Source organism: Mycobacterium sp. RTGN5, from assembly GCF_033804465.1.
GTDB lineage: Bacteria > Actinomycetota > Actinomycetes > Mycobacteriales > Mycobacteriaceae > Mycobacterium.
On record NZ_JAPZLA010000001.1, the window covers coordinates 325,132 to 347,765 of the forward strand.

At 67.4% G+C, this 22,634-nt stretch carries 18 protein-coding genes; 12 read left to right on the forward strand and 6 right to left on the reverse strand.

Annotated elements, in window-relative coordinates; genetic code table 11:
* Positions 1-71: 71 nt before the first annotated feature.
* Positions 72-1,676, forward strand: a complete 1,605-nt coding sequence (locus tag SLQ31_RS01555) for a S53 family peptidase (RefSeq protein ID WP_319429043.1) — start codon at positions 72-74, stop codon at positions 1,674-1,676.
* Complete coding sequence (locus SLQ31_RS01560) at positions 1,673-2,419, forward strand: hypothetical protein (protein WP_319429045.1); 747 nt, start codon at positions 1,673-1,675, stop codon at positions 2,417-2,419. Before SLQ31_RS01555 ends, SLQ31_RS01560 begins: the two co-directional genes overlap by 4 nt.
* A gap of 9 nt (positions 2,420-2,428) precedes the next feature.
* On the opposite strand, the gene SLQ31_RS01565 is transcribed toward SLQ31_RS01560, so the two are convergent.
* A complete protein-coding gene (locus SLQ31_RS01565; RefSeq protein ID WP_319429047.1) occupies positions 2,429-3,322 on the reverse strand; it encodes an aminoglycoside phosphotransferase family protein in 894 nt (297 codons plus the stop codon).
* Positions 3,319-3,450 (reverse strand): hypothetical protein, encoded by a 132-nt coding sequence (locus SLQ31_RS01570; protein WP_281357907.1) that lies wholly within the window; start codon positions 3,448-3,450, stop codon positions 3,319-3,321. Before SLQ31_RS01570 ends, SLQ31_RS01565 begins: the two co-directional genes overlap by 4 nt.
* 99 nt (positions 3,451-3,549) lie before the next feature.
* On the opposite strand from SLQ31_RS01570, the gene hrpA reads away from it, so the two are divergent.
* A complete protein-coding gene (hrpA, locus tag SLQ31_RS01575) occupies positions 3,550-7,452 on the forward strand; it encodes an ATP-dependent RNA helicase HrpA (protein WP_319432749.1) in 3,903 nt (1,300 codons plus the stop codon).
* A gap of 68 nt (positions 7,453-7,520) precedes the next feature.
* Here the strand turns inward: hrpA and SLQ31_RS01580 are convergent, their stop codons facing one another.
* Positions 7,521-7,865, reverse strand: a complete 345-nt coding sequence (locus SLQ31_RS01580) for a hypothetical protein (RefSeq protein WP_319433082.1) — start codon at positions 7,863-7,865, stop codon at positions 7,521-7,523.
* An 86-nt stretch (positions 7,866-7,951) separates the two neighbouring features.
* Between SLQ31_RS01580 and SLQ31_RS01585 the strand changes: the two genes are divergently transcribed.
* Complete coding sequence (locus SLQ31_RS01585; protein WP_319429051.1) at positions 7,952-8,182, forward strand: hypothetical protein; 231 nt, start codon at positions 7,952-7,954, stop codon at positions 8,180-8,182.
* A gap of 106 nt (positions 8,183-8,288) precedes the next feature.
* On the forward strand, positions 8,289-9,296 hold the full coding sequence (locus SLQ31_RS01590; protein WP_319429053.1) for a patatin-like phospholipase family protein: 1,008 nt from the start codon (positions 8,289-8,291) through the stop codon (positions 9,294-9,296).
* Between the two features lie 5 nt (positions 9,297-9,301).
* Here SLQ31_RS01590 and SLQ31_RS01595 read toward each other — a convergent pair whose 3' ends face one another.
* Complete coding sequence (locus SLQ31_RS01595) at positions 9,302-10,336, reverse strand: TIGR03617 family F420-dependent LLM class oxidoreductase (protein WP_319432750.1); 1,035 nt, start codon at positions 10,334-10,336, stop codon at positions 9,302-9,304.
* A 162-nt stretch (positions 10,337-10,498) separates the two neighbouring features.
* On the opposite strand from SLQ31_RS01595, the gene SLQ31_RS01600 reads away from it, so the two are divergent.
* On the forward strand, positions 10,499-10,744 hold the full coding sequence (locus tag SLQ31_RS01600; RefSeq protein ID WP_319429056.1) for a hypothetical protein: 246 nt from the start codon (positions 10,499-10,501) through the stop codon (positions 10,742-10,744).
* Positions 10,745-10,826: 82 nt separating this feature from the next.
* Here the strand turns inward: SLQ31_RS01600 and SLQ31_RS01605 are convergent, their stop codons facing one another.
* Positions 10,827-12,014: an acyl-CoA dehydrogenase family protein gene (locus tag SLQ31_RS01605; RefSeq protein WP_319429057.1), complete on the reverse strand. Its 1,188-nt coding sequence runs from the start codon at positions 12,012-12,014 to the stop codon at positions 10,827-10,829.
* Positions 11,977-13,173 carry an acyl-CoA dehydrogenase family protein gene (locus SLQ31_RS01610; RefSeq protein ID WP_319429060.1) on the reverse strand — a complete coding sequence of 399 codons (1,197 nt, stop codon included), beginning with the start codon at positions 13,171-13,173 and terminating at the stop codon, positions 11,977-11,979. Before SLQ31_RS01610 ends, SLQ31_RS01605 begins: the two co-directional genes overlap by 38 nt.
* A 194-nt stretch (positions 13,174-13,367) precedes the next feature.
* On the opposite strand from SLQ31_RS01610, the gene SLQ31_RS01615 reads away from it, so the two are divergent.
* The 6 genes from SLQ31_RS01615 to eccCa all read left to right on the forward strand — a co-directional run bounded on the left by SLQ31_RS01615 (position 13,368) and on the right by eccCa (position 22,598).
* Positions 13,368-14,261, forward strand: coding sequence for a DUF1295 domain-containing protein (locus SLQ31_RS01615; RefSeq protein WP_319429062.1), 894 nt, complete (start codon positions 13,368-13,370; stop codon positions 14,259-14,261).
* Positions 14,258-15,385 carry an FAD-dependent oxidoreductase gene (locus SLQ31_RS01620; protein WP_319429064.1) on the forward strand — a complete coding sequence of 376 codons (1,128 nt, stop codon included), beginning with the start codon at positions 14,258-14,260 and terminating at the stop codon, positions 15,383-15,385. The genes SLQ31_RS01615 and SLQ31_RS01620 overlap by 4 nt, the downstream gene beginning before the upstream one ends.
* Before the next feature lie 64 nt (positions 15,386-15,449).
* Complete coding sequence (locus SLQ31_RS01625; protein ID WP_319429066.1) at positions 15,450-16,598, forward strand: DUF5631 domain-containing protein; 1,149 nt, start codon at positions 15,450-15,452, stop codon at positions 16,596-16,598.
* A 109-nt stretch (positions 16,599-16,707) separates the two neighbouring features.
* Positions 16,708-17,025 carry a DUF2710 family protein gene (locus SLQ31_RS01630; RefSeq protein ID WP_319429068.1) on the forward strand — a complete coding sequence of 106 codons (318 nt, stop codon included), beginning with the start codon at positions 16,708-16,710 and terminating at the stop codon, positions 17,023-17,025.
* A gap of 3 nt (positions 17,026-17,028) precedes the next feature.
* The gene (eccB, locus tag SLQ31_RS01635) at positions 17,029-18,525 is read left to right on the forward strand and encodes a type VII secretion protein EccB (RefSeq protein ID WP_319429070.1); all 1,497 of its coding nucleotides are present in this window, start codon (positions 17,029-17,031) and stop codon (positions 18,523-18,525) included.
* Between the two features lie 2 nt (positions 18,526-18,527).
* On the forward strand, positions 18,528-22,598 hold the full coding sequence (gene eccCa / locus SLQ31_RS01640; protein WP_319429072.1) for a type VII secretion protein EccCa: 4,071 nt from the start codon (positions 18,528-18,530) through the stop codon (positions 22,596-22,598).
* Positions 22,599-22,634: the final 36 nt, after the last annotated feature.

Sequence of the window (22,634 nt, forward strand, 5' to 3'; positions counted from 1 at the left end):
CGACCTCCTCTGTGACCCCCGCGAGCGCGGTCGCACCGACCGTGCAGCATCAGTATGGGATCGTTTTCGTGATGCGCAGACGCTTATGGCTACAGCGTCACCGGCTCACACCGCTCGTGGCGACGGCGGCGGTGGTCATGTTGGTGTTCGCCGCGGACCGGCCGACACCGCCGCTGCCGTACGACCTGATCGCAGGTCCGTTTGCCCGCCTACTCGCCCAGGCCGTCGACCTGGGCCCGGCCCGCACCGAACGCGTCCAGCTGACCGCCGAACTGCAAGCGCCCACCGAGCCGATCGCGCTGAGCAAGTGGGCCGGCTCGCACGGCCTGGCAGTGCGGTGGCGCGGCGGTGATCCGTGGGCGATCGTGGAGGGCGCGCCGCAGGCGATGGCCCGCGCGCTGGACGTCGCGGTGCACGACTACCGGCGCACCAGCGGGCGCGTGTTTTATGCCTCTCCGCAACAGCCGGCCGTCCCGCAGCAACTCAGCGGCGAAGTCGCCGAGATGGGGCGGATTCTCGGGTACACGCCGTCTCACGAAGGCACGCCGCCGAGCCTGCCGCTCGACGTCCCCGGCGGGGGGCTGGCGCCGACCGAGCTACTCACCGCCTACAACGCCAACTTGTTGACCGCTGCCGGATACACCGGGAAGGGGCAGACGGTCGTCGTCTTCGCCTTCGACGGCGTCGACCAACACGACCTCGACAAGTTCTCGGATTGGTTCACGCTGCCGAAGTTCAGCCTGGAGGTGATGGGCGGGATGCCGGCCGAACGCCACGGTGAAGCCACCATGGACGTCCAGTTGATCCATGCGATCGCGCCGTCCGCCCGGATCGTTCTGGTCAACGCCCGTCCCACCGCGGAAGGCGATGCGGCGTACGAGAAGCTCGGCAAGCTGATGGAGGACGTGGACGGCAGCTACCCGGGTGCGGTGTGGAGCTTCTCGATCGGTTTCGGCTGCGATCGCCTGCTCGCCCGAGCGGATCTGGCGCCGGTGCGCTCGGCCCTGGCCCGCGCGCACCGCAATGGGACGACGGCCTTCGTCGCCAGTGGCGACCTGGCCGGGCTGGAATGCAAAGGGGGACATGACTGGTCGGATCCGCCGAGCCCCGACGACGTCGGCGTCGACGTGTTGGCGTCGTTGCCGGAAGTGACCGGTGTCGGCGGAACCACGCTGTCCACCGACGCCGAGGGGGCCTGGCTGGCCGAACAAGGCTGGTACGACGTGCCTTTGACGCAGGGCAGCGGCGGCGGTGCGTCGGTGTTGTTCGCCCGCCCGGCGTGGCAGGAAGCCACCGAGCACGCCGGTCCGCGGGACAAGCGGCTGGTTCCCGACATCGCCGCGGTCGCCGATCCGTTCACCGGGGTCAAGTTCGTCTCCGACGGGCAGATCCAGGTCGGCGGCGGCACCTCGCAGGCGGCGCCGATCTGGGCCGGACTGGCGGCGATCATGAACCAGTTCGTGACTGCCCGCGGGTTGCCGCAGCTCGGGGATTTCAATTCGCTGCTCTACGAGATCGCCAACGAGGCCCAGGTGCCGGCCTTCCGCGACATCTACCTCGGCGCCAACGCCGTGACACCCGTCGTGCCCGGCTACGACATGATCACCGGGTTGGGAACGCCGAACGTCGACAACCTGATCAAGGCCATCCTCGTGCTGGAGTCGTTGCACCGATGACCGACACGGCAGCAGACTCCGACGACGACGGCTCGTTCGCGGGCTACGCGGTCCCGGCAGGCAGCTACCGGGCCCGCAACGACCGCGGCCCGGGGTACTTCGTGACCATCGGAATCTGGGTGGCTGTGATCGTCGCGGTGATGATGGCGTTGAGCGTTGTCGCGACCCGAATCACCCCGGCGCCAACCACATACCACTGCCCGCCGGACTGCGGTCGCCCCCCGAACGGCCTTCCGGTGGCGACCAATCCCCGCTTCTTCGCGGCCGATGGGTCCTTCTCGGTGTCCTACCCGGCGTCCGGCACCGCCTACGACGTCACCATGGAACCCAACGGTGTGCGGGCGGAGTTGAACGCCGGCGACGGCGGGACGCTGCGGTTGTTCAGCCAGCCGGCGCAGGGCCGCGATGCCCGCCGGGTGGCTGAGGACGTTCTCGGTCAGATGTTCCCCGACGCGGTGAAGTCCTACGAGCTGCCCAACGCGATCCTGGGCTACGAACCCGGCTACGGCGAAGTCGCCGACGACTGGCCGAAGGGCACCGCGACGGGCGCGCAGCGTCTGCGGATCATCGTCGTCGTCGCGGTGAAGAACGACCTGGCCCTCATCGCCGGCGCGATCGGGCCGTTCCACCAGTTCGGGCCTGAGGACGGACCGGGCCCGCCGTCGCCGGCGAACCTCGACATCGCCAAGGATATGGGCAAGTACGTCAACAGCTTCATGTGGCGCGGCGACCCGCCCCGCTGATGAAAGCGGTTAATCCTGAACGGCTTTGGCGACCGCGATGCAGGTGGTCAGCCAGCCTGGTTCGGTTTGCTCGCCATCCTGCACCGCCCACATGGCATTGATCACCATCCGCACCACCACCCAGGCCCGCGCCCGGTCCTCGTCGAATTCGGCCGCGTCGACCAGCGTGTAGAAGCGCCGGCGGATCCCCTCACGGACGTCGCCGGCCAGCTCGTCGAAGCGGTTCCACAACATCGGCGCGATCTCGTAGTGCGGGTCGCCGTTCACCGGTTTGGGGTCGATGACCAGCCAGGGCTGCCGGTGGCCGACGAGCACGTTCTCGTAGTGCAGATCGCAGTGGATGACCCGTGCGCTTGCCGCGGCATCCGCCGTCAGGTCGGCGCATTGGCTCAGCGCCTGTTCGACCAACCGGCGCGGGATCGGTGCGCTGCGCGGCAGTTCGGCGAGTTCGGTGGTCCAGCGGTCAAGGTAGGACGTGAGCGGCCGCAACTGCGGCAGGGCCGGGACGTGGATGTGCCGGTAGAGGCCGGCCACGACGCGGCAGGCGTCGATGTCGGTGAGACCGGTCAGGTCATTGTCGCCGAGGCGTTCCAGGAGCAGGGCGCGGCGGTGCGGATCAGCGCGCAGGAGGCGGACCGCGCCGTCGCCGCCCCAGCGTCGGAGCGCCAGGTTTTCGTGTTCGGATTCGTCGTCGGGAAATCCGAGCTTGAGCATTGCGGCCGCGCCGTCCGGTGTGCGGACCGGCAGCACCAGCGAGCAGTAACCGTGGGTGGTGGGTCCGTCGGGCCGAAGCTGCCACTCGGCGACGACGTCACGGGCCAGTCTGGGCAGCGACTCGATCCACGTCGCCCACCGCGGCCCGCGGCCGGCCATCGCCCGCACCCCGGCGGGGAGGTCGGTCACGTGTCGGGTTCGTCGGGGTGCTCGCTGGGTGGGGGTGGCTTGTTCAGCCAATCCTTCAGCCGAAATAGCTGGCTGGCCACGATTCCGAGGCCGACCAGCAGCAGTCCGACGACGATCCAAATGGTCATCGCCGTCGAGCCTACGCACTGCGGAAAGCTGAGGCGGTCGCCGCCGCCGCGCGTGGCATCCTGGCGGCGTTGCCGCCTATCCTTGCCCGAGTGTCCGAAATGTCCGTCGACCAGGTGCGCGCACTGCGTGCCCGCCTCGACGGACTGACCATTCGCGACGCGACCCGGCTGGGCCGCAGGCTGAAGTCGCTGCGCGGGGACGTCTCGGCGGCGACTCTGGCGCAGATCTCTGGGCAGTTCACCGCCGCCGAGGCGCTGATCGCCACCCGCACCGCCGCTGTCCCGGCGATCACCTACCCCGACCTACCGGTCAGCGAACGGCGCGGCGAGATCGCCAAGGCCATCTCCGAGAACCAGGTTGTAGTCATCGCCGGCGAAACCGGCTCGGGTAAGACCACCCAGCTGCCCAAGATCTGCCTGGAGCTCGGCCGCGGCGTCCGCGGGACCATCGGCCACACCCAGCCGCGCCGCCTGGCGGCTCGCACGGTGGCCCAGCGCATCGCCGACGAACTCGGTAGCCCGCTGGGCGAGACGATCGGCTACACGGTGCGCTTCACCGACCAGGCCAGCGATCGCACATTGGTGAAGCTGATGACCGACGGCATCCTGCTCGCCGAGATCCAGCGCGACCGGCGTCTGCTCCGCTACGACACGCTGATCCTCGATGAGGCACACGAGCGCAGCCTCAACATCGACTTCCTGCTGGGCTATTTGCGCGAATTGCTGCCCCGCCGGCCGGATCTCAAGGTCATTGTCACCTCCGCGACCATCGAACCGCAGCGGTTCGCCGCGCACTTCAACGGTGCCCCGATCGTCGAAGTGTCCGGGCGCACCTACCCGGTCGAAATTCGATATCGGCCGCTGGAAATGCCCGTGGTGAAAGATAATTCGGATGATCCCGACGACCCCGACCACGAGATCGTGCGCACCGAGATCCGCGATCAGACCGAGGCGATCGTCGATGCCGTCCGCGAGCTGGAGGCCGAGCCGCCCGGTGACGTATTGGTGTTCCTGTCCGGGGAGCGGGAAATCCGGGACACGGCCGAGGCGTTGCGCGATCTAAAGAACACCGAGGTGCTTCCGCTGTACGCGCGGCTGCCAACGGCCGAGCAGCAGAAGGTGTTCCAGCCAGCGCGTACGGGCCGGCGAATCATCTTGGCCACCAACGTGGCCGAGACGTCGCTGACCGTACCCGGTGTCCGCTACGTCGTCGATCCCGGTACCGCGCGCATCTCGCGCTACAGCCGGCGCACCAAGGTGCAGCGGCTTCCGATCGAACCCATCTCGCAGGCTTCCGCCGCACAGCGGGCCGGTCGCTCCGGGCGTACCGCACCCGGGGTGTGCATCCGGCTCTATTCCGAGCAGGATTTCGTGGCGCGTCCGCGGTACACCGATCCGGAGATCCTGCGCACCAACCTGGCCGCGGTGATCCTGCAGATGGCGGCACTGCAACTCGGCGAGATCGAAAGCTTCCCCTTCCTGGATCCGCCCGAGCAGCGCAGTATCCGGGATGGTGTTCAGCTGCTGCAGGAACTGGGCGCGTTCGACTCCGCAGGCGCGATCACCGACATCGGCCGCCGGCTCGCGCAGTTGCCGGTCGATCCCCGGTTGGCCCGGATGATCCTGCAGGCCGACACCGAGGGCTGCGTGCGTGAGGTGCTGGTGTTGGCCGCGGTGCTCTCAATTCCCGACCCCAGGGAGCGACCCGTGGACCGCGAGGAGGCGGCCCGGCAGAAGCACGCCCGGTTCGCCGACGAGCACTCGGACTTCGTGTCGTTTCTCAACCTGTGGCAATACCTTCGCGACGAGCGAAAAGCCCGATCCGGCAGTGCCTTCCGGCGAATGTGCCGCGAGGAGTTCCTGCACTACCTGCGGATCCGGGAATGGCAGGACCTGAACGGTCAACTGCGCAGCATCGCCCGTGACATCGGGATCCGGGAGTCCGACGATCCAGAACCGGCCGACCCGGCACGGGTCCATGCCGCCGTGGTCGCCGGATTGCTGTCGCATATCGGTCTGCGCGAAGGGGATTCACGGGAGTACACCGGAGCCCGCAACTCCAAGTTTGTGCTTGCCCCTGGATCGGTGCTGACCAAACGGCCGCCGCGCTGGATCGTGGTGGCCGATCTGGTGGAGACCAGCAGGCTGTATGGGCGCATCGCCGCTCGCGTCGAGCCCGAGGTGGTCGAGCGCGTGGCGGGACATCTGGTGCAGCGCACCTACAGTGAACCGCACTGGGATGCCAAGCGCGGCGCGGTGATGGCCTTCGAGCGGGTGACGCTCTACGGACTTGCGCTGGTGCCCCGGCGGCGGGTGGGGTACGCCACCGTCGACCCGGTGGTGTCGCGCGAACTGTTCATCCAGCACGCGCTGGTGCTGGGGGAGTGGCAGACACGTCACCACTTCTTCGCTGACAATGCGAGACTGCGGGCCGAGCTGGCCGACCTGGAGGAGCGGGCCCGCCGTCGCGACCTTCTCGTCGGCGAGGACCAGATATATGCGTTATACGACAACAGAATTCCGCAAGAGGTGGTCTCCACCCGGCACTTCGACGGGTGGTGGAAGAAGCAGCGGCACCAGACCCCGGAGCTGTTGACCTTCACTCGTGACGACCTGCTGCGCGTCGACGATGACACCGCCGAGCGGCCGGACAACTGGCGAGCCGGGGACTTGTCGCTGCCGCTGACCTATCGGTTCGAGCCCGGGGCGTCCGATGATGGGGTGACCGTGCACATCCCGGTGGGGGTGCTGGCTCGGCTGGGCGGCGACGAGTTCGGCTGGCAGGTACCGGCATTGCGCGAGGAATTGGTGACCGCGTTGATCCGGTCGCTACCAAAAGACCTGCGGCGCAACTTCGTTCCGGCTCCCGACACTGCGCGGTCGGTGCTCGCCGACATCCAGGCGGGCCACGAACCACTACTGGAAGCCCTGCAACGCGAATTACACCGGCGTACCGGCGTTCTGGTGCCGATCACCGCGTTCGACCTGGACAAGCTGCCACCCCACCTGCGGGTGACGTTCGCCGTCGAAGCGGCCGACGGTGCCGAGGTGGCCCGCGGTAAGGATCTCGAGGTGCTGCAGCGTGAGCTGGCGGGCTCGGCCCGACAGGCGGTGGCCGATGCGGTCGCCAGCGACCTGGAACGAACCGGGCTGCGCGCCTGGCCCGACGACCTCGATCGGCTGCCGGAGGCGGTCGAGCGCACCGTCGGTGGTCACCTCGTGCGGGGCTACCCGGCTCTGGTCGACGCCGGCGCGGGAGTTGACGTGCGGGTGTTCGCCACCGCGCCCGAACGCGACGCCGCGATGAAAGCCGGCATCCGGCGCCTGCTGCGGTTGGCGATGCCCTCACCGGTGAAATCGCTGGAGAAATCGCTGGATCCGCGCACGCGCCTGGTTTTGGGGGCCAACCCGGACGGGTCGCTGGCCGCGCTACTCGAAGACTGCGCCGATGCGGCCGTCGATCTCCTCGCGGCTCAGCCGGTCTGGACCAAAGCAGATTTCGCGGCGCTGCGGGACCGGGTGGCCGCGGCGCTGCCGTCGACCACGAAGGACATTGCGGCCCGCGTGCAAAAGGTGCTGGCCGCCCTGCAGGAGGTGCAGCTCGCGCTGCCGGACAAGCCGGCGGCCGCACAGGCCGACGCGGTCGCCGACATCCGCACGCAGCTGGGAGGTTTGGTCGCCAGTCACTTCGTCACGATGACTGGCGCCGCCCGGCTGGCCGACCTGACTCGCTACCTGACCGCGATCGCTCGCCGCCTCGACCGGCTGGCGCAGGCCCCGCAGGCCGATCGCGAACGGATGCAACGGGTGCACGCCGTCCACGACGCCTACAGCGAGTTGCTTGGCGCGCTGTCGCCCACCCGTGCCGCGGCGGCCGACGTCCGCGATATCGCATGGCAGATCGAAGAATTCCGGGTCAGCCTGTGGGCCCAGCAGTTGGGCACCCCCAGACCGGTCAGCGAACAGCGCATCTACCGCGCTATCGACGCCGTGCTGGCGTGACGGTGAACACATGCAAGAGGGGCACCCGAATCGGGTGCCCCTCTGTTGGATCCGTTGCGGATCAACGGTTATCCATGCACAGACGTGTCAACGTGCGGCGCTGTCGCCGTCGGGCCGATGTTGTTGACCCAGGTGTTGTGACCCAGGTCGGCCTGCGCGGGTGCGGCAAGGCCAAGAACGGCGGCGGTCATGGCGCCTGCGATGGCAGTGGTGATGGCGTACTTCGTCATGTCTATTCCCTCTTCCTCAACGGCCGGAGTCGATTTCCGCGCCGCTGACAGTGCCAACGTCACTGGGGGCCGCAGTAATTCCACTGGCAGCAGATGATCGTCGGTTGGCAGGAATTCGCCTGTGTCCACCGATTGGGGGACACCGGATTCCACCCGGCGATCCACCGGATGCCGGACAGACATCGCTGCCAAGATGCGAGATCGTTTACTCACTGGCGAAACGCGAAGGCCAAGACCACGTCAAAGACGACAAGAGGACACGAACTGTTATGACCACCATGACCTGGATGAAGCGATTCGCCGCCGGTAGCGCATTGGCCGCGGGCTCCGCACTGTTCGCCTTCGGTTCCGCCACCGACGCCCTCGCCGAGAGCGGCTCGTTCAACAACGGCCCCAACATCAACCAGCCGGGCCATCACCAGACTTTCCCCGGCCAGCACAATTTCCCGGTGCCGGGCTCGATCGCGCACCACCACCACCAGTGGAACCGCGCCGGCTGAACACCACCCAATAGACCCCCCAACCTCGGGCGGAGAAGCTTCATGCTTCTCCCCCCGACGGTTTTGTTCAGGCTCGTTTGTCAGGCGCGGCTCCTAGCATGGGGCGATGCCCACACCCGCGACGAAGCCCATCGACCTGGTCCTTGCTGGTGGCGGCGTGAAGGGCATCGGCCTGGCCGGTGCCGTGGTCAAGCTGATGGAGGTCGGCTACCGCGCCCACCGCATCGCCGGCTCGTCGGCAGGCTCGATCGTCGGCTCGATCGTGGCCGCGGCCGCCAAGAACGACCGATTGACCCCGGCCGACGTCCGGGACCTCGCGCTGAGCATCGACTATCGCAAGTTCCTCGACCCCGGCCCGGTCGAACGTGTCCCGCTGCTCGGGCCATCCTGGGCGATCCTGCAGGGCTCCGGGATGTACCAGGGTGACTACGCTCACAATTTCATCGCCGATCAGCTGCGCGACCTAGGCGTCACCACCTTCGGTGACCTCCGGCTCGACGACGACCAACTGCCCGAGGAACGTCGCTATCGGCTCGTGGTGACTGTCGCCGATGTCACAACTGGCCAGTTGGTGAGGCTGCCGTGGGACTATCGCCGGCTGTACGGGCTGGACCCCGACGAGCAGTTGGTCGCCGACGCGGTACGCGCCTCGATGTCGATTCCGTTCTTCTTCCGCCCGGTGAAGCTCACCAGTGCGACGGGCCGCGAGTCGACGCTCGTCGACGGCGGCCTGCTGTCGAACTATCCGATCGACTCGCTGGACCGCCCCGACGGCAAGAAGCCGCGCTGGCCGACCCTCGGGGTGACGCTGCTGCCCGACCTGCCCCAGAACAACGACAAGGTCATCCCCGCGCTGGCCCCGCTGCGGCACCTCGGCGGCCCCAGCCTCCTCGAGGACGTCATCACCACGATCCTGGTCGGCCGCGACCAGGCCTACCTGAACCTGCCGTGGGTGAGCTGCCGGACCATCCGGGTGGACTCGACGAAGGTCGGTGTGCTGGATTTCCACATCAACCAACGCGAGATCGACGCGCTCTACGCCGAGGGCCACGACGCCGCCACAGCGTTCCTGTCGACCTTCGACGAGCGCGAATGCCTCGAACGATTCCGCTGACCGTCCTAAGTGATTGCGGCGGCAGGGATCTGACGGCAGGAATCGAGGAGCGCGCCGAAGCCGTCGTCGTCGGCGTCATCGGCCGGAACGGGCAGGTTGATTCCGGTGCACAGTCCCGAATACCACTGCGTCAACACGGCGGGGATCTCGTCGTAGGTGCCCTGCGGCACCAACTCTCTCATCACCTCGTCGGTGAGAACGGTTGGCAGGGCGTCCCATTCGGATCGTTGGGCCATCGCGCTCAGTGCCGCGCCGACGTCGGCCAAACCGAAATCCTCCAGCTGTCGTCGGTAGGCCGGTGTGCTGTACAGGAAGGCCAGCTCGGAGCGTCGCTGTTCGCGCAACGCATCGACCGCGTCGGGGGTGGCGGCGGTCATGACGTGCGGGTTGGCGACGACGGCCAGCTGCCCGCGGCCGGCACGTGATGCGCCCTCGGCGAGCGCGGGCAGCGTGCGGGATTTCAGGACGACGGGATGGGAGTTGGTCGGATGGCAGACAAAGCCGTCCGCCAACTCCCCGGCCATGGCACACATCCGCGCGTTGACGGCGCCGGTCCAGATCTGCGGGGCGCTATGGTCGAGCGGACCGGGGTTGAAGTAGGGCTGTAACCGCTCGAATCGATAGTGCGGCCCAACGTAATCGAGCTTCGCGCCGGTCTGGAAGGACGCGAAGATCGCGCGTAGTGCCCGAATGTAGTCGGCGAGGCGGGCTACGGGTTCGGACCACTGAGCCGAGAACCGGCCGACGATGTTGCCACGCACCTGCGACGCGATGCCGAGCTGAAACCGGCCACCGGAGTACTTCGCGAGATCCCATGCCGCATAGGCGGTGATCATCGGGCTACGCGGAAAGGCCAACACCATGCTCGTGCGCACGGTCACCCGCTTGGTGTGCTGCAGGGCGAACGCCGCGACGGTGAAGGGGTCATGGATGGTTTCCGAGATGTGGATGACGTCGAAGCCGAGTCGCTCGGCGCGGGTTGCCCACGCACCGATTTCGCCGGGACCCATCGTGGCGGGCGCCGAGGTGACCAACTCCATCTGGCTCATCGCGGCTGAGCGTACCGACCGGCGTCCCCCGATCGGTGGACAACGGATTCATCCCGGCTAGGGGCTGGTCGCCCGACAGACATCAGGGTCCTCGTGCGCGATTCTTAGATCACCCGGCAAACCGGGGGAAGCACGAACAGAACGAGCACGATCATGACGATCACGACAACCACCAAGACCTCGACGGCAATCTGGTTCAAGCGCATCGCCGCAGGCGCAATCCTGGCCACCGGCTCCGCGCTGGTCGCACTGGGAGGCGCGAGCGACTGCTACGCCGACACCGGCGGACCTCACATGAGCCAACCGGCGCCGCACCCGGCGTTCCCGCACCAGCACAACCAGCCGGTCCCCGGCTCCTCGATCCATCACCACCACCAGTGGAATCACCATCGCGGCTGACGAGCCAGGTGTACCACGGAAACCGTTCGGGCGGAGAAGCTCTCAGCACTTCTCCGCCCGAACGTTTCGTTGTGCGTTGTGGTCAGACCGGAAGGCCGTCGGCCACCCGCGATCCGCCCTCGGCGCTCGCATTGTCGAGGATGAAATCCGCGATCCGCGACCGGTGCTGTTCGGCACTGCCCAGCAGTGCGGCATCGGTGGTGGCGCGCTTGAAGTACAAGTGCGCCTGGTGTTCCCAGGTGAAGCCGATACCGCCGTGCACCTGAATGGTGTCGGCAGCGATGTGGCTCAGCGCCGCCGATGAGGTGGCCTGGGCGATGCTGGCGGCAAGGGCCGGGTCGTCGGAACCATCGCTTAGTGCCCACACCGCGTGGTAGGCGGCGGAGCGGGCGTGTTCGAGGTCGACCAGCATGTCGGCGAGCTTGTGCTTGATCGCCTGGAATGAGCCGATCTGCCGGCCGAACTGCAACCGGGACTTGGCGTACTCGACGGCCAGATCCAGCAGATGCTGTGCGGCACCGACCTGTTCGACGGCCAGCAGCGCCGAGCCCACCTGCAGCGCGTGGGTGATCACCCGTTCGGCTTCCTCGGGGCCGGCCAGCAGCCGGGCCGGGGAGTCGGTGAAGGTGATCGTGGCCTGTGGGCGGGTCAGGTCCAGGGTCATCAGCGGTGTGCGCTGGGTGTCCTTGGCGTCCACCGCGTAGAGCCCGATACCGTCGGAACTGGTTGCCGCGACCAGGATTTCGTCGGCCGCCGCACCGTCGACGACGCGCTGGACGGTTCCGGAGACCGTGTCGCCATTGGCTGTTACGGTCACTGCGGCCGGATCGAACGCGCCGGCCGTGTCGGCGACGGCGAACGCCGCGGTACGGGTGCCCTCCACCAGCTGGGCCAGCAGCTCGTCGCGTGCCGGGCCGCCGGGGCTGGCCACCAACGCGGGAATCGCCAGATACACGGTGCCGAACAGCGGACCGCACGCCAGGGTGGCGCCGAACTGCTCCACCGCAACAGCCTGATCGACCAGCGAGCCACCGGCACCGCCGTCGGCCTCGGGCACCGAGAGCCCGAGCACGCCGAGCTCAGCGCCGAGCCGGTTCCACACCTTGGTGTCGAAGGGCACCTCGGCTTCCATCAGCCGGCGCACCGTCGACTCGTCGAAGTTGTCGGCGCAGAACTTGCGCACCGCGGCGCGCAGCTGCTGCTGCTCCTCGGTGAACCTGAACTCAGCGTTGTCATCCACGCGGGATCTCCTTCCACGGCATGCCGGCATCGGCACGCAGGTCACCGGGCAGGCCCAGCACCCGTTCGCCGAGGATGTTGCGCATCACCTCGGTGGTGCCGCCCTCGATGGTATTGGCGCGGCTGCGCAGGAAGCGCTGCTGGATCGGCCCGCGCCAGTCGCCGGCGTCACCGGCCTCGTCGGCCAATGCGTAGCTGTCGTACAGAATCCCTTCGGGCCCAAGCAGATCCATGCACCATTCATAGATGTGTTGGTTGAGCAAGGCACCGACCAGCTTGCCGACCGAGGCCTCCGGTCCGGGGCCGCCTGAGGTGGCCGAGGCGCGGGAGCGCTCCGAGGTCAGCCGCTGGGCTTCCGAGCGCAACCACAACTGCGCCAACCGGTCCCGCAGCACGGGGGTCTGCAGGTCGGGTCGTGAGGCCCACAGCGCCACGGCGTCCTTGATGGTCCCGCTACCGCGGCGGCTGCCGCTGGCACCCAGCGCGCTGCGTTCGTTCATCAGCGTGGTCATCGCCACGCCCCAGCCGTTGCCGACCGCGCCGAGCCGGTGGGTGTCGGGGATGCGGGCGTCGGTCATGTAGACCTCGTTGAACTCGGCCTGCCCGGTCATCTGGCGCAGCGGGCGGGTCTCCACGCCGGGGGCGTGCATGTCGAGCACGAAGTAGGTCAGGCCCTTGTGCTTGGCGATATCGGGGTCGGTACGCGCGAGCAGCAGACCCCAGCGGGCCCGGTGCGCCAGGCTGGTCCACACCTTCTGCCCGTTGAGCACCCACTCGTCGCCGTCGGGCACGGCGGTGGTGGCCAGACCGGCCAGATCAGACCCGGCGCCCGGCTCGGAGAACAGCTGGCACCAGATGTCTTCGGTGGTGGCCAGCGGCCGCAGCAACGCCTTCTTCAGGTCGTCGGACTGGGCGTGCTCACGCACCGTGGGGGCGGCCATGCCGTAGCCCATCGGGTTGAGGCCCAGCGGCACCGGGCCGCCGGCACCCTGCAAGATTCGATCAGCGACAGCCTGCACGCCACGCGACAGGCCGAGGCCACCGAGGCCCTCGGGAAAGTGCACCCAGGACAGGCCGGCGTCATAACAGGCGCCGAGAAATTCCGGAATCGGGACGTTCTTCGGGTCGTGGTCTGCCACGACCCGCCGGGCCAGGTCTTCGACCCGCTCGGCATCAGCGACGGTGCTCATTCCGACACGATAAGGAACCGCATGTCGGCAGTTGTTGGCAGGTGTCAAGTTTTGGTCTGGCGGGCGGCGTCGAGGCTGCGGTGAGAGTGTGGATCCGACCCGGAAACAGGCTCTGAGCGCAGACTCGATGGGATTCGGCGGCCGGGATTCGGGCAACTAGAACGTGTTACAGTTCGGCCGCGGCAGGAGGTTGCATGACAGTAACGCCGAACCGGTCAGGTTCCTTTTATCTGGTGACCGTGGCCTACGTCCTCGCGGTCGGGGTCGGTGCGGCCTGGCTGCTGTGGGGTCCCGCGACCGGCCGGTTGTGGCTAGATGCATTCATTGCCGACGTGCTGGCCACGCTCGTGGTGTTCGTCTTCTCCCGCGCGTATCGCAACTCCAGCTTCTATGACGCCTTCTGGAGCGTGATCCCGCCGCTTCTGCTGATCTTCTGGTGGGCCGCGGGCCCGCTGGGCCTCGACTCGCTGCGCTGCTGGCTGCTCACGATCGTCGTCATGTACTGGGCGGTGCGGCTGACCGGCAACTGGGCCTACAGCTTCCCCGGCCTGCACCACGAGGACTGGCGCTACCCGATCCTGCGCGAGAGCGCCGGCCGCTGGGAGTTCCTCGCCGACTTGTTCGGCATTCACCTAGTGCCCACCGTGCAGGTGTTCCTCGGGATGGTGCCGGTCTACGTCGCCGCCACTACTCCCGGCCCGGGACTGATCTGGCTGAGCTGGGTCGCATTCGCCGTGGGCATCGCGGCGGTGACCCTTGAACTGGTGGCCGACACCCAGATGCACCGCTTCGTGCGCGACAAGCAGCCCGGCGCGGTGATGGACCGCGGAGTGTGGTCCTGGTCGCGGCACCCGAACTACTTCGGCGAGATCAGCTTCTGGTTCGCCCTCGCGCTGTTCGGGGTGGCTGCGGCCCCGGCTTCGGCGTGGTGGCTGTTTATCGGGGTCATCGCGATGCTGGCGATGTTCTTGGGTGCCAGCATCCCGATGATGGAGAAGCGCAGCCTGGCGCGGCGCCCGCAGTATCAAGCCGTGATCGACCGAGTACCGATGCTCATTCCCCGCCCACCCCGAAAGGCCGTCGTATGAGCCAGAAGCCACGCATCGTGATCGCCGGGTTCGGTGACAGCGGGTTGCTCACCGCGATCAAGCTGGGCCGCCACGCCGACATCGTCGGCATCTCGGCGAAGCCCGCGCTGCTCAGCGGTCAGGAGCTGGGATTGCGGCTGGCCCGCCCGAAGGACTGGGCCCGCGACAACTGGGTCTCGTTCGACAAATACCGGGCGCTGGACCGGGTGCGCACCGTGCAGGCCACTCTCACCGGCCTGGATCTGGAACACCGCACTGTGCTCGGCACCGCGCCGGACGGGTCGCCGGTCACCGAAACCTATGACGTGCTGATCATTTCGACCGGGGTACGCAACGGGTTCTGGCGACAGCCCACCCTGCAGACCCCCGACGAGATCGCCGCCGACCTGACCGCCGTCCACGACCGGTTCGGTGCGGCAGGTTCGGTGATCATTGTCGGCGGAGGTGCCGCGGCAGTGAGCGCCGCCGCCAACATCGCCACCGCCTGGCCGGGCAAAAAGGTCGACCTCTACTTCCCTGGCGAGCGGGCCCTGACCGAGCATCATCCGCGAGCATGGGAAAAGTTGCAGGGCAAGCTGATTGGGCTCGGTGTCGGCCTGCATCCCGGGCATCGCGCGGTGCTGCCCGACGGTTTCGACGGTGACGAGATCACCGACGCGCCCGTGCAGTGGAGCACCGGGCAGCCGGCGGCTCCGGCCGACGCGGTGTTGTGGGCGATCGGGCGGGTCAAGCCCAACACCGAATGGCTGCCGCCCGAACTGCTCGACGAGCAGGGCTTCGTCAAGGTCACCCCGGAGCTGCAACTATGCGGCCACCACCATATGTTCGCCATCGGCGACGTGGCCGCGACCGATCCGCTGCGCGCGTCCGCGCGGGCCCGCGCCGACTCCTTGCTGGCCCACAACATCCGCGCCACCCTCGACGACCGCCCGCTCAAGCGGTACCGGGCGCCGAGGAGCCGCTGGGGCTCGATCGTCGGGATCCAGGCCGACGGGCTGGAAGTGTTCGCCCCCAACGGCAAGGCCTTCCGATTCCCGGCCTGGTCGGTCGACAGGTTGGTGATGCCGTTGTTCGTCCGCCGCGGCATGTACAAGGGCGTGCGGAAGAACCAGCCGCTGAGCTGAAAGGGCTGGTGCCGGCGGTTCCCGGCCGAACTGACAGCGACGCGATCGACGGTAGGCTCCCTCCGTGGCGATCTTCGGCCGGAACACGGCGCGGCAGCGTCTGAAGAGGGCGACGCAGCGCGCGCTCTCCGTGCCGACTCCTCACACCCCCACCGATTGCGCACCGTGGGTCATCGGCGGGTTGTGGCCGCCGGAGCTGGAGACGGTCACGCGAGAGACGGCGATCGTCGCCGAACATCTGAAAAACGATCTGCAGCGAATCGCCGACTCGGCCAACGAGCGGCTGCGCGGGTTGCGTCACGCTGATCTTCCCGACTTCGCCCGCCGCGCCGAGGAAGTCCGCATCATCGATGTCGCCAGGTCCTACGCGGTACAGCGTGTCGAGTCGACTATTCGGCAATTACGTTCTGGAGCAGTTGAATTCGACACGGACCCGGCGATTCCCAAAGCCGCACCGCCCGTCGCATCGTTACCTGAGCCTGGCGAGGCCGAGCCGGTGGTGGTCGAACCGATCGAGATCCAGCGGCCCGCTGTGACCGCCGATGCCGTCGAACCCGAACCTGAACCCGAACCGGCATCCGAACCGGGTGGCGAGCATCTCGAGTGGCTGCTGGAATTCGTGGCCCGCCAGGAACCCGGCCTGCGGTGGGCTATCGGGGAGCGCGCCGACGGGACGATTCTGCTGGTGACCGACCTCGCGCAGGGCTGGATCCCACCGGGCGTCGCGTTGCCCGCGGGGGTCGAGTTGCTTGCGCCGGCGCGGCGCGGCGGCCGCGTGAGCGAGCTCCTCGGCGATGTCGTGCGATCGGTGGCCTATCACCCCGGTGATTCGTTCGCCACGGGTCGCGGCGAGCCGACGGCGGCGTCGCCGACCGCGCGGGAGCTGCCCCGCGTCGACGATCTGGGTTGGAAGCTCGTGGAGGCCACCCACTGGCGCGACGGTTTACCGAGGCTGGTGCACACACTGGCCAAGGCAGGCGCGGCGCGCACGGGGGTGCTCGACGCCGAAGTGGACGTCCTGCGCGTGCATTCCGACACCGCGCGCTATCAGCTGACGGCCCAGTATCCCGACGTCGACTCAGCCCTGCTGAGCAACTGCTTATTACTGGCTGCGACCGAGGCGATCGCGCTCGGCGATGAGCTGTCGGCCAACTATCACTTCGCCTGGTTCGAGGCGTTCAATGCGCCGTTACCCACTCAGTGGGGCACCTAAACGTGACGTGTGAGACAGACAGAGGTTGCTGGGGCAAATTTCAGTCCCCGTAAAAAGAATCCCTGCAAAGTGAATTGACGCAGGTAGTGACGCTCGACATACTGGCTGAGTGGCGGGATCCGGCAGCGATCACGAGCTTAGCGACAGGGATCTCGTTGATGCGGTCTTACAGGAGCTGAGCGAAGCTGCCGAGCGTTGGGAGGCGCTCGTCGCGCAGGCCGAGACCATCACGTACAGCGTCGACCTGGGGGATATACACGCGGTGGCAAACTCCGACGGCAAACTTATCGAACTCACGTTGCATCCCGCGGTGGTGACCGACTACAGCCATGGTGAGCTCAGTGATCGGCTGAACCTGGCGTTCGCCGCACTGCGCGAGGAGGCTGAGACCGACAACCAGGCGCGCTACGGCGCCGGGCTGCGGTGACTCGTGCCGCTCAATCTGTCCAACCGGGACCAGAACTCCGGCCACCTCTTCTACAACCGGCGCCTGCGGGCGGCCATCACCCGCTTCTCGGTGCGGATGAAACACGACGACCGCAAACAGCAGGCCGCGGTCGCGCTGTCGGTCGTCTTCGTCGTGATCGGCTGCGGCTGGATGGCCCTGCTGCATTTCATGAAACCCGCTGGGCTGGTGGGCCAGTCGAACATCATCGGTAACCGCGACACGGGTGCGCTGTACGCGAAGATCGACGGCCGGCTGTACCCGGCGCTCAATCTGACGTCGGCGCGGCTGGCGACGGGCAGCGCGTCGGCGCCGACATGGGTCAACGCCGGCGAGATCGCCAAGTATCCGACCGGGCCGATGGTCGGGATTCCCGGTGTCCCGGATGATCTGACTGTCTCGGCGAACCCCGTCTCGGCCTGGTCGGTGTGCGACACCGCCCCGACCCGGGGCGGCGGACAGTTGCCGGTGGTGACGGCGATCGCCGGTCAACTCTCCGCCGCGGGCCGCGCCCAGTCGCTGCGCCCCACCCAGGCAATCCTGGCCACCCACGGCACCGGCACGTACCTGATCTGGAACGGGCAGCGGACGCAGATCGACCCGGCCGACCGCTCGGTCACTTTCAACCTGGGGCTCGATCCGGGTGCCACCCGGCCGATCGACATCTCCAACGCACTGTTTGACGCCATGCCGGCGACCGAACCCCTTGTGGTACCGGTCATCCCGGAAGCGGGCACACCGTCACGCCTGCTCGCGGGCTCGACTGTGGGCAGCGTCCTGGAGACGAAGGATTCCAACGGCACGGTCAGTGGTTTCTACGCGCTGCTGCCCAACGGCGTCCAGAAGATCACCGGCTTCGTCGCCGACCTGCTGCGTACCGCGGACAGCCAGGGTTCGACGACCCCGCAACTGATCTCGCCCGACAAGCTGGTCGACATTCCCGAGGTGACGGCGCTCAGCGTCGACTTCTATCCGACCGGCAAGCTGGATTTCGTTGACACCGATGCCAATCCGGTGACCTGTGTCGGTTGGCAGAAGCAGACCACGGACCGTCAGGCCGCGGTGACGTTCTTCACCGGGCGTGGGCTGCCGACGCCGGAGAGCATGGACTCGCACATCGTGCGGTTGGTCCGCGACAGCCGCGATCCGGACTCCGTCGAGGCCAACCAGACCCTGATGCTGCCGGGCTCAGCGAACTTCGTCGCATCCACCAGCGGGGCCATCACGTCGGACACCCGCGAAACCCTCTACTGGGTCTCGCCGCAAGGTGTCCGGTACGGCATCGAATGGGACCAGAACACACTGCAGGCACTGGGATTGGACCCGCGCCGCGCAGTCCAGGCGCCGTGGCCCATCTTGCGGACCTTCGCGGCAGGCCCGGCCATCAACCGCGCCACCGCGCTGTTGGCCCGCGACACCATCGATCCCGGCGGCGCGGTGGCCCCGGTAGCAGCGCCCGGCCAACAGAACGCGGGAGGTTAGCGGTGTCGAAAAAGGGATTCGTCCGCGCCCGACGTAAGCCGGCGCCGAGTGTTCCGCCGGCGCGGGTGGCGGTCGCACCGCCACTGGCACTGCCCGAGCGGGAGCCGCGCAACATCCTGCTGATGATCGCGCTGCCCGCGTTGCTCGTCGGCATCATCGGCACGCTCGTGGTGATGTACACCTCCGGTGTCCGCTCGCTGCAGTCCGGGTTCTTCCCGATGATCGGCCTGGTCGGGTTCGGCGCGTTGATGTTCAGCGGGCGGATGGGCCGCGGTCGTCGCATCAGCTGGGGCGAGCAGGAGAAGCAGCGGCGAATGTACTTGCGCCAGCTCGACGACGACCGCGACGAGGTACAGCGCGCCGCGCAGGAGCAGCGCCACAGCCAGCTGTTCGTTCACGGCGACCCGCAGGAACTCGACACCGTGATCGGTGGCCCGCGGATGTGGGAACGCCGGCCTGCCGATGCTGACTTCCTCGATGTGCGGCTGGGTATCGGCGTGCAGTCGGCCGCCGACTCCGCGGTGTCGCTGCAATGGCCGGAAGTTCCCGTCGGTGAGGAACTCGAACCGGTGACCGGTCGGGCGCTGCGGGATTTCATCCTGGAACAGAGCAAGATCCGCGGGATCGGCAAGGTGCTGAGCCTGCGTGCACGCCCCGGGTTCAGCTTCGTGGGCGACGATCCCGATGAGCTGCATTCCTTTATGCGGGCGGTGCTGTGCTCGCTGGCTGTCTATCACAGCCCCAACGACATCAAGCTCATGGTGGTCACCCGGCACCCCGAATTGTGGTCGTGGCTGGTGTGGTTGCCGCACAACCAGCACGACGAGATGTTCGATGCCTGCGGTCTGCGGCGGCTGGTTTTCACCTCGCCGACTGAACTCGAGGATGCGCTGGATTCCGAGTTGCACCGTAAGGGTCGGGGGCCGTGGACGCCGCCGAGTGGATCCAGCCCCACGACCATGCTATCGCCCATGGAGGCGGCCTCCGGCAGTGCGCTGGGTCCGCACTGGGTGATCGTCGACGACAACGTCGGCACTCCTGAGCAGTGGGAAGGCATTACCGGCCAGAAGGGAATGGCCGGAATCACGGTGCTGCGCTTAGCGTCTCGGCCAGGTACCGGGGTCGGCTTCGCCGACGAGGAGGAGCGCTTCGCGTTGCGTGAGGGCCGGCTTCGCCACCGCGGAGCCTTCTATGCCGTCGCCGACATGCTCGCAGAGAGCACGGCCGACCGCTATGCCCGCGCGCTGGCCCGGTGGTCGCCGATGTCCGCGGGCGAATTGTCCGAGACCGACAGCCAGGGCGGAGAGCTGTTGCGGGCGTTGGGAATCACCGATCCGCGCCGTCTCGATGTCGATCGGCTGTGGGCGGACAGTCGAGGCAGAGGCGATGCCAAATGGGCGGTGGTGCCGGTCGGGATCAAGCCCGGTGGAGAACTCCAGTACATCGTGCTGCGAGCCAAGGATTTTGGTGGCTTCGGCTTCCACTCGGTGGTGATCGGGACCTCGGGCTCGGGCAAGTCGGAGTACTTCCTGTCGCTGTGCAACGGGATCGCGCTGACCCACTCGCCGGAGACGTTCAACGTCATTTTCGTCGACATGAAGTTCGAGTCGGCCGCCCAGGACCTCGAGGGGTTGCCGCATGTGGCTGGCTCGCTGTCCAACCTCGGCAAGGACGACCGGCATCTTGCCGAGCGGATGCGCAAGGCCGTCGACGGTGAAATCGCCCGGCGATACCGGCTTTTCAAAGACGCCGGCGCTCGTGATGCCAACGAGTACGAAGAGATGCGGCTGGCCGGCCGCGATCTCGAGCCGGTGCCGATCCTGCTCGTCATCATCGACGAATACCTCGAGCTTTTCCATAATCACCCCGAGTGGATCGATCTGGTCATCCACATCGGCCAGGAGGGCCGTGGCTGTAACGTCTTCTTCACCCTCGGCGGCCAGCGGCTGGATCTGTCGTCGCTCAGTAAAGCCAAGAGCAACATCGCCTTTCGGGTCGCTCTGCGCGCGGAGACTGCCGAGGATTCCCGCGATGTCATCGGCAGTGACGCGGCGTTGCACCTGCCTTCCAAAGAAGCCGGCTACGGACTGCTGAAGGTCGGGCCGCGGGAACTCGAACAATTCCGGTGCTTCTATGTCTCCGCGCCTTTCGTGGTGCCGAAGAAGGTGGTGAACACCGACACGACGGTGGACGTCAGCTTCACTCAACCGCGACCGCTGACCTGGGAGTACCAGCCGCTGTCTGCGGAGGACAACGCCGCGCTGGCGGATGCCGACGCACCGGATGAACCCGACGAATTCCTCTACCACTCAGACGGTTTCAAGAAGAAGAAGCTGCTCGACGTCATCCGGGAGTCCTTGGTCTCGCACCCAGTCCGAGCGCCGCACCAAATTTGGCTGCCGCCACTGGAAGTCGGCGAGACCGCCGATGTTCTTGTGGAGCGCTGGCGGGGTAAGCCGTGGTGGGTTGACTACGGCCAGAACCCGGGGCTGGTCATCCCGGTCGGCATCGAAGACTTCCCCGAGGACCACGCCCAGCGCGTGCATGTCATTGATGCCGAGATGGACAACATCATGGTGGTCGCGACCGCGCAGCGCGGTAAGTCCACGACGCTGATGACACTGGTCACCTCGGCCTCGCTGATGTACCGGCCCGAGCGGGTGACGTTCTTCTGCCTGGGTGCCTCGCTCTATCCGGTCGAGGACCTGCCCCATGTGGCCGGCGTCGTCAGCCTCAGCGACACCGAGGGAGTGTCCCGCACTCTGGCCACGATCGAAGGCCTGATCCGGGCGCGGGAGGCGTCGTTCAAGCGCTATCAGATGGACATCGGGGAATTCCGCGAGCGCCGGTTCGGAGCGGCGGGCGGTGGCGGCACCGATCCCGACGACAAGTTCGGCGACATCTTCCTGCTCATCGATAATTTCGGCGACCTGTACGACAAAGACAACGGGATGGGCGATCGCGCCATCTCGATCGCCCGCCAGGGTCTGTCCTACGGCATACACGTCGCCACCAGCGCCAGCGGCTGGCTGGTCGGCCAGAAGCAGGCCCTACTGAATGTGTCCAACGCCCGGATCCAGCTGCGCCTGAGCAACCCGGACGAGACCCAGATGGGCACCGGCATGGAGCACCGCCGGGCCGCACGAAACACCCTGGACCGTCCCGGTTTCGGCGTGACGCGGCTGAGTCAGGAACTGTTGGTCGGCCTACCCGAGATCGTTGGACCCGATGGCGAGCGGATCGCCACCCGCCAGGTCGGCCAGGTGATCGCCGCTCAGACCGGCGCCGGCCGGGTCGAGACGCTGGCCCGGCTGCCCGAACATATCGCCCTGCGGGAGATCGTCGTGGCGTACCCGGGCACCGCCGACAGCCTGGACATCCCGTTCGCACTGGGGGAGAGCGCACTGCAACCGGTGGCACTGCCAAGCCGGCAGGCACCCAACCTGCTGGTGGTCGGCAGGCAGGGGTGCGGAAAGACCAGCAGCCTGGCCGCCTTCGGGCAGGCCATCGCCGCGCGGCTGTCGCCTGAAGAGGCGCAGATCACGATCGTCGACCCGAAGACCAGCCTGATCGGAAAGATTCAAGGGGCGCATGTGCGGGCATACGCATATACCCCCGACGATATCGACCAGGTGCTCGCCGAATTGGCCGAGATCATGCGGGACCGCTTACCGCCGTCCGGTTTGAGCCAGGAGGAGCTGATGACCCGCTCGTCGTGGACCGGTCCGCACCACTTCGTGCTCATCGACGACGAGCAGGAATTGCGGCCCAGTGGGGCCATCGGCAAGGCCGCCGCGACTGCGCCGTTGTGGCCGCTCATCGAGCGGAGCCGGGAGATCGGATTGCACGTCATCGCCACACGGCTACCGGGCAACTGGGCCGGCGTCTCGGCGATGAGTCCGTTCCTGCAGAAGCTCACCGGATCGCGGGCCCCGACGTTGTTCATGGACAACGACCCGCAGACCGTGAAGGTGTTCGGCCGCACCAGTGCTCAGCAACTCCCGCCGGGCCGCGGATTGCTGGTGACTACCGACGGCGCGATGGAGGGGGTATTGGTTGGTACACCCGATTGAGCGACTGTCTGTGGGTTAGCTGCAAACGCAAAAGAC

What these genes read in the sequence shown, in the direction of transcription:
- SLQ31_RS01580 (WP_319433082.1), bottom strand. Translation starts at nt 7,865, where the DNA reads ATGTCTGTCCGGCATCCGGTGGATCGCCGGGTGGAATCCGGTGTCCCC.
- SLQ31_RS01610 (WP_319429060.1), bottom strand. Translation starts at nt 13,173, where the DNA reads ATGAGCACCGTCGCTGATGCCGAGCGGGTCGAAGACCTGGCCCGGCGG.
- SLQ31_RS01590 (WP_319429053.1), top strand. Translation starts at nt 8,289, where the DNA reads ATGCCCACACCCGCGACGAAGCCCATCGACCTGGTCCTTGCTGGTGGC.
- hrpA (WP_319432749.1), top strand. Translation starts at nt 3,550, where the DNA reads ATGTCCGTCGACCAGGTGCGCGCACTGCGTGCCCGCCTCGACGGACTG.
- SLQ31_RS01615 (WP_319429062.1), top strand. Translation starts at nt 13,368, where the DNA reads ATGACAGTAACGCCGAACCGGTCAGGTTCCTTTTATCTGGTGACCGTG.
- SLQ31_RS01585 (WP_319429051.1), top strand. Translation starts at nt 7,952, where the DNA reads ATGACCACCATGACCTGGATGAAGCGATTCGCCGCCGGTAGCGCATTG.
- SLQ31_RS01605 (WP_319429057.1), bottom strand. Translation starts at nt 12,014, where the DNA reads ATGCCGGCATGCCGTGGAAGGAGATCCCGCGTGGATGACAACGCTGAG.
- SLQ31_RS01560 (WP_319429045.1), top strand. Translation starts at nt 1,673, where the DNA reads ATGACCGACACGGCAGCAGACTCCGACGACGACGGCTCGTTCGCGGGC.
- SLQ31_RS01620 (WP_319429064.1), top strand. Translation starts at nt 14,258, where the DNA reads ATGAGCCAGAAGCCACGCATCGTGATCGCCGGGTTCGGTGACAGCGGG.
- SLQ31_RS01570 (WP_281357907.1), bottom strand. Translation starts at nt 3,450, where the DNA reads ATGACCATTTGGATCGTCGTCGGACTGCTGCTGGTCGGCCTCGGAATC.
- SLQ31_RS01555 (WP_319429043.1), top strand. Translation starts at nt 72, where the DNA reads ATGCGCAGACGCTTATGGCTACAGCGTCACCGGCTCACACCGCTCGTG.
- SLQ31_RS01600 (WP_319429056.1), top strand. Translation starts at nt 10,499, where the DNA reads ATGACGATCACGACAACCACCAAGACCTCGACGGCAATCTGGTTCAAG.
- SLQ31_RS01595 (WP_319432750.1), bottom strand. Translation starts at nt 10,336, where the DNA reads ATGGAGTTGGTCACCTCGGCGCCCGCCACGATGGGTCCCGGCGAAATC.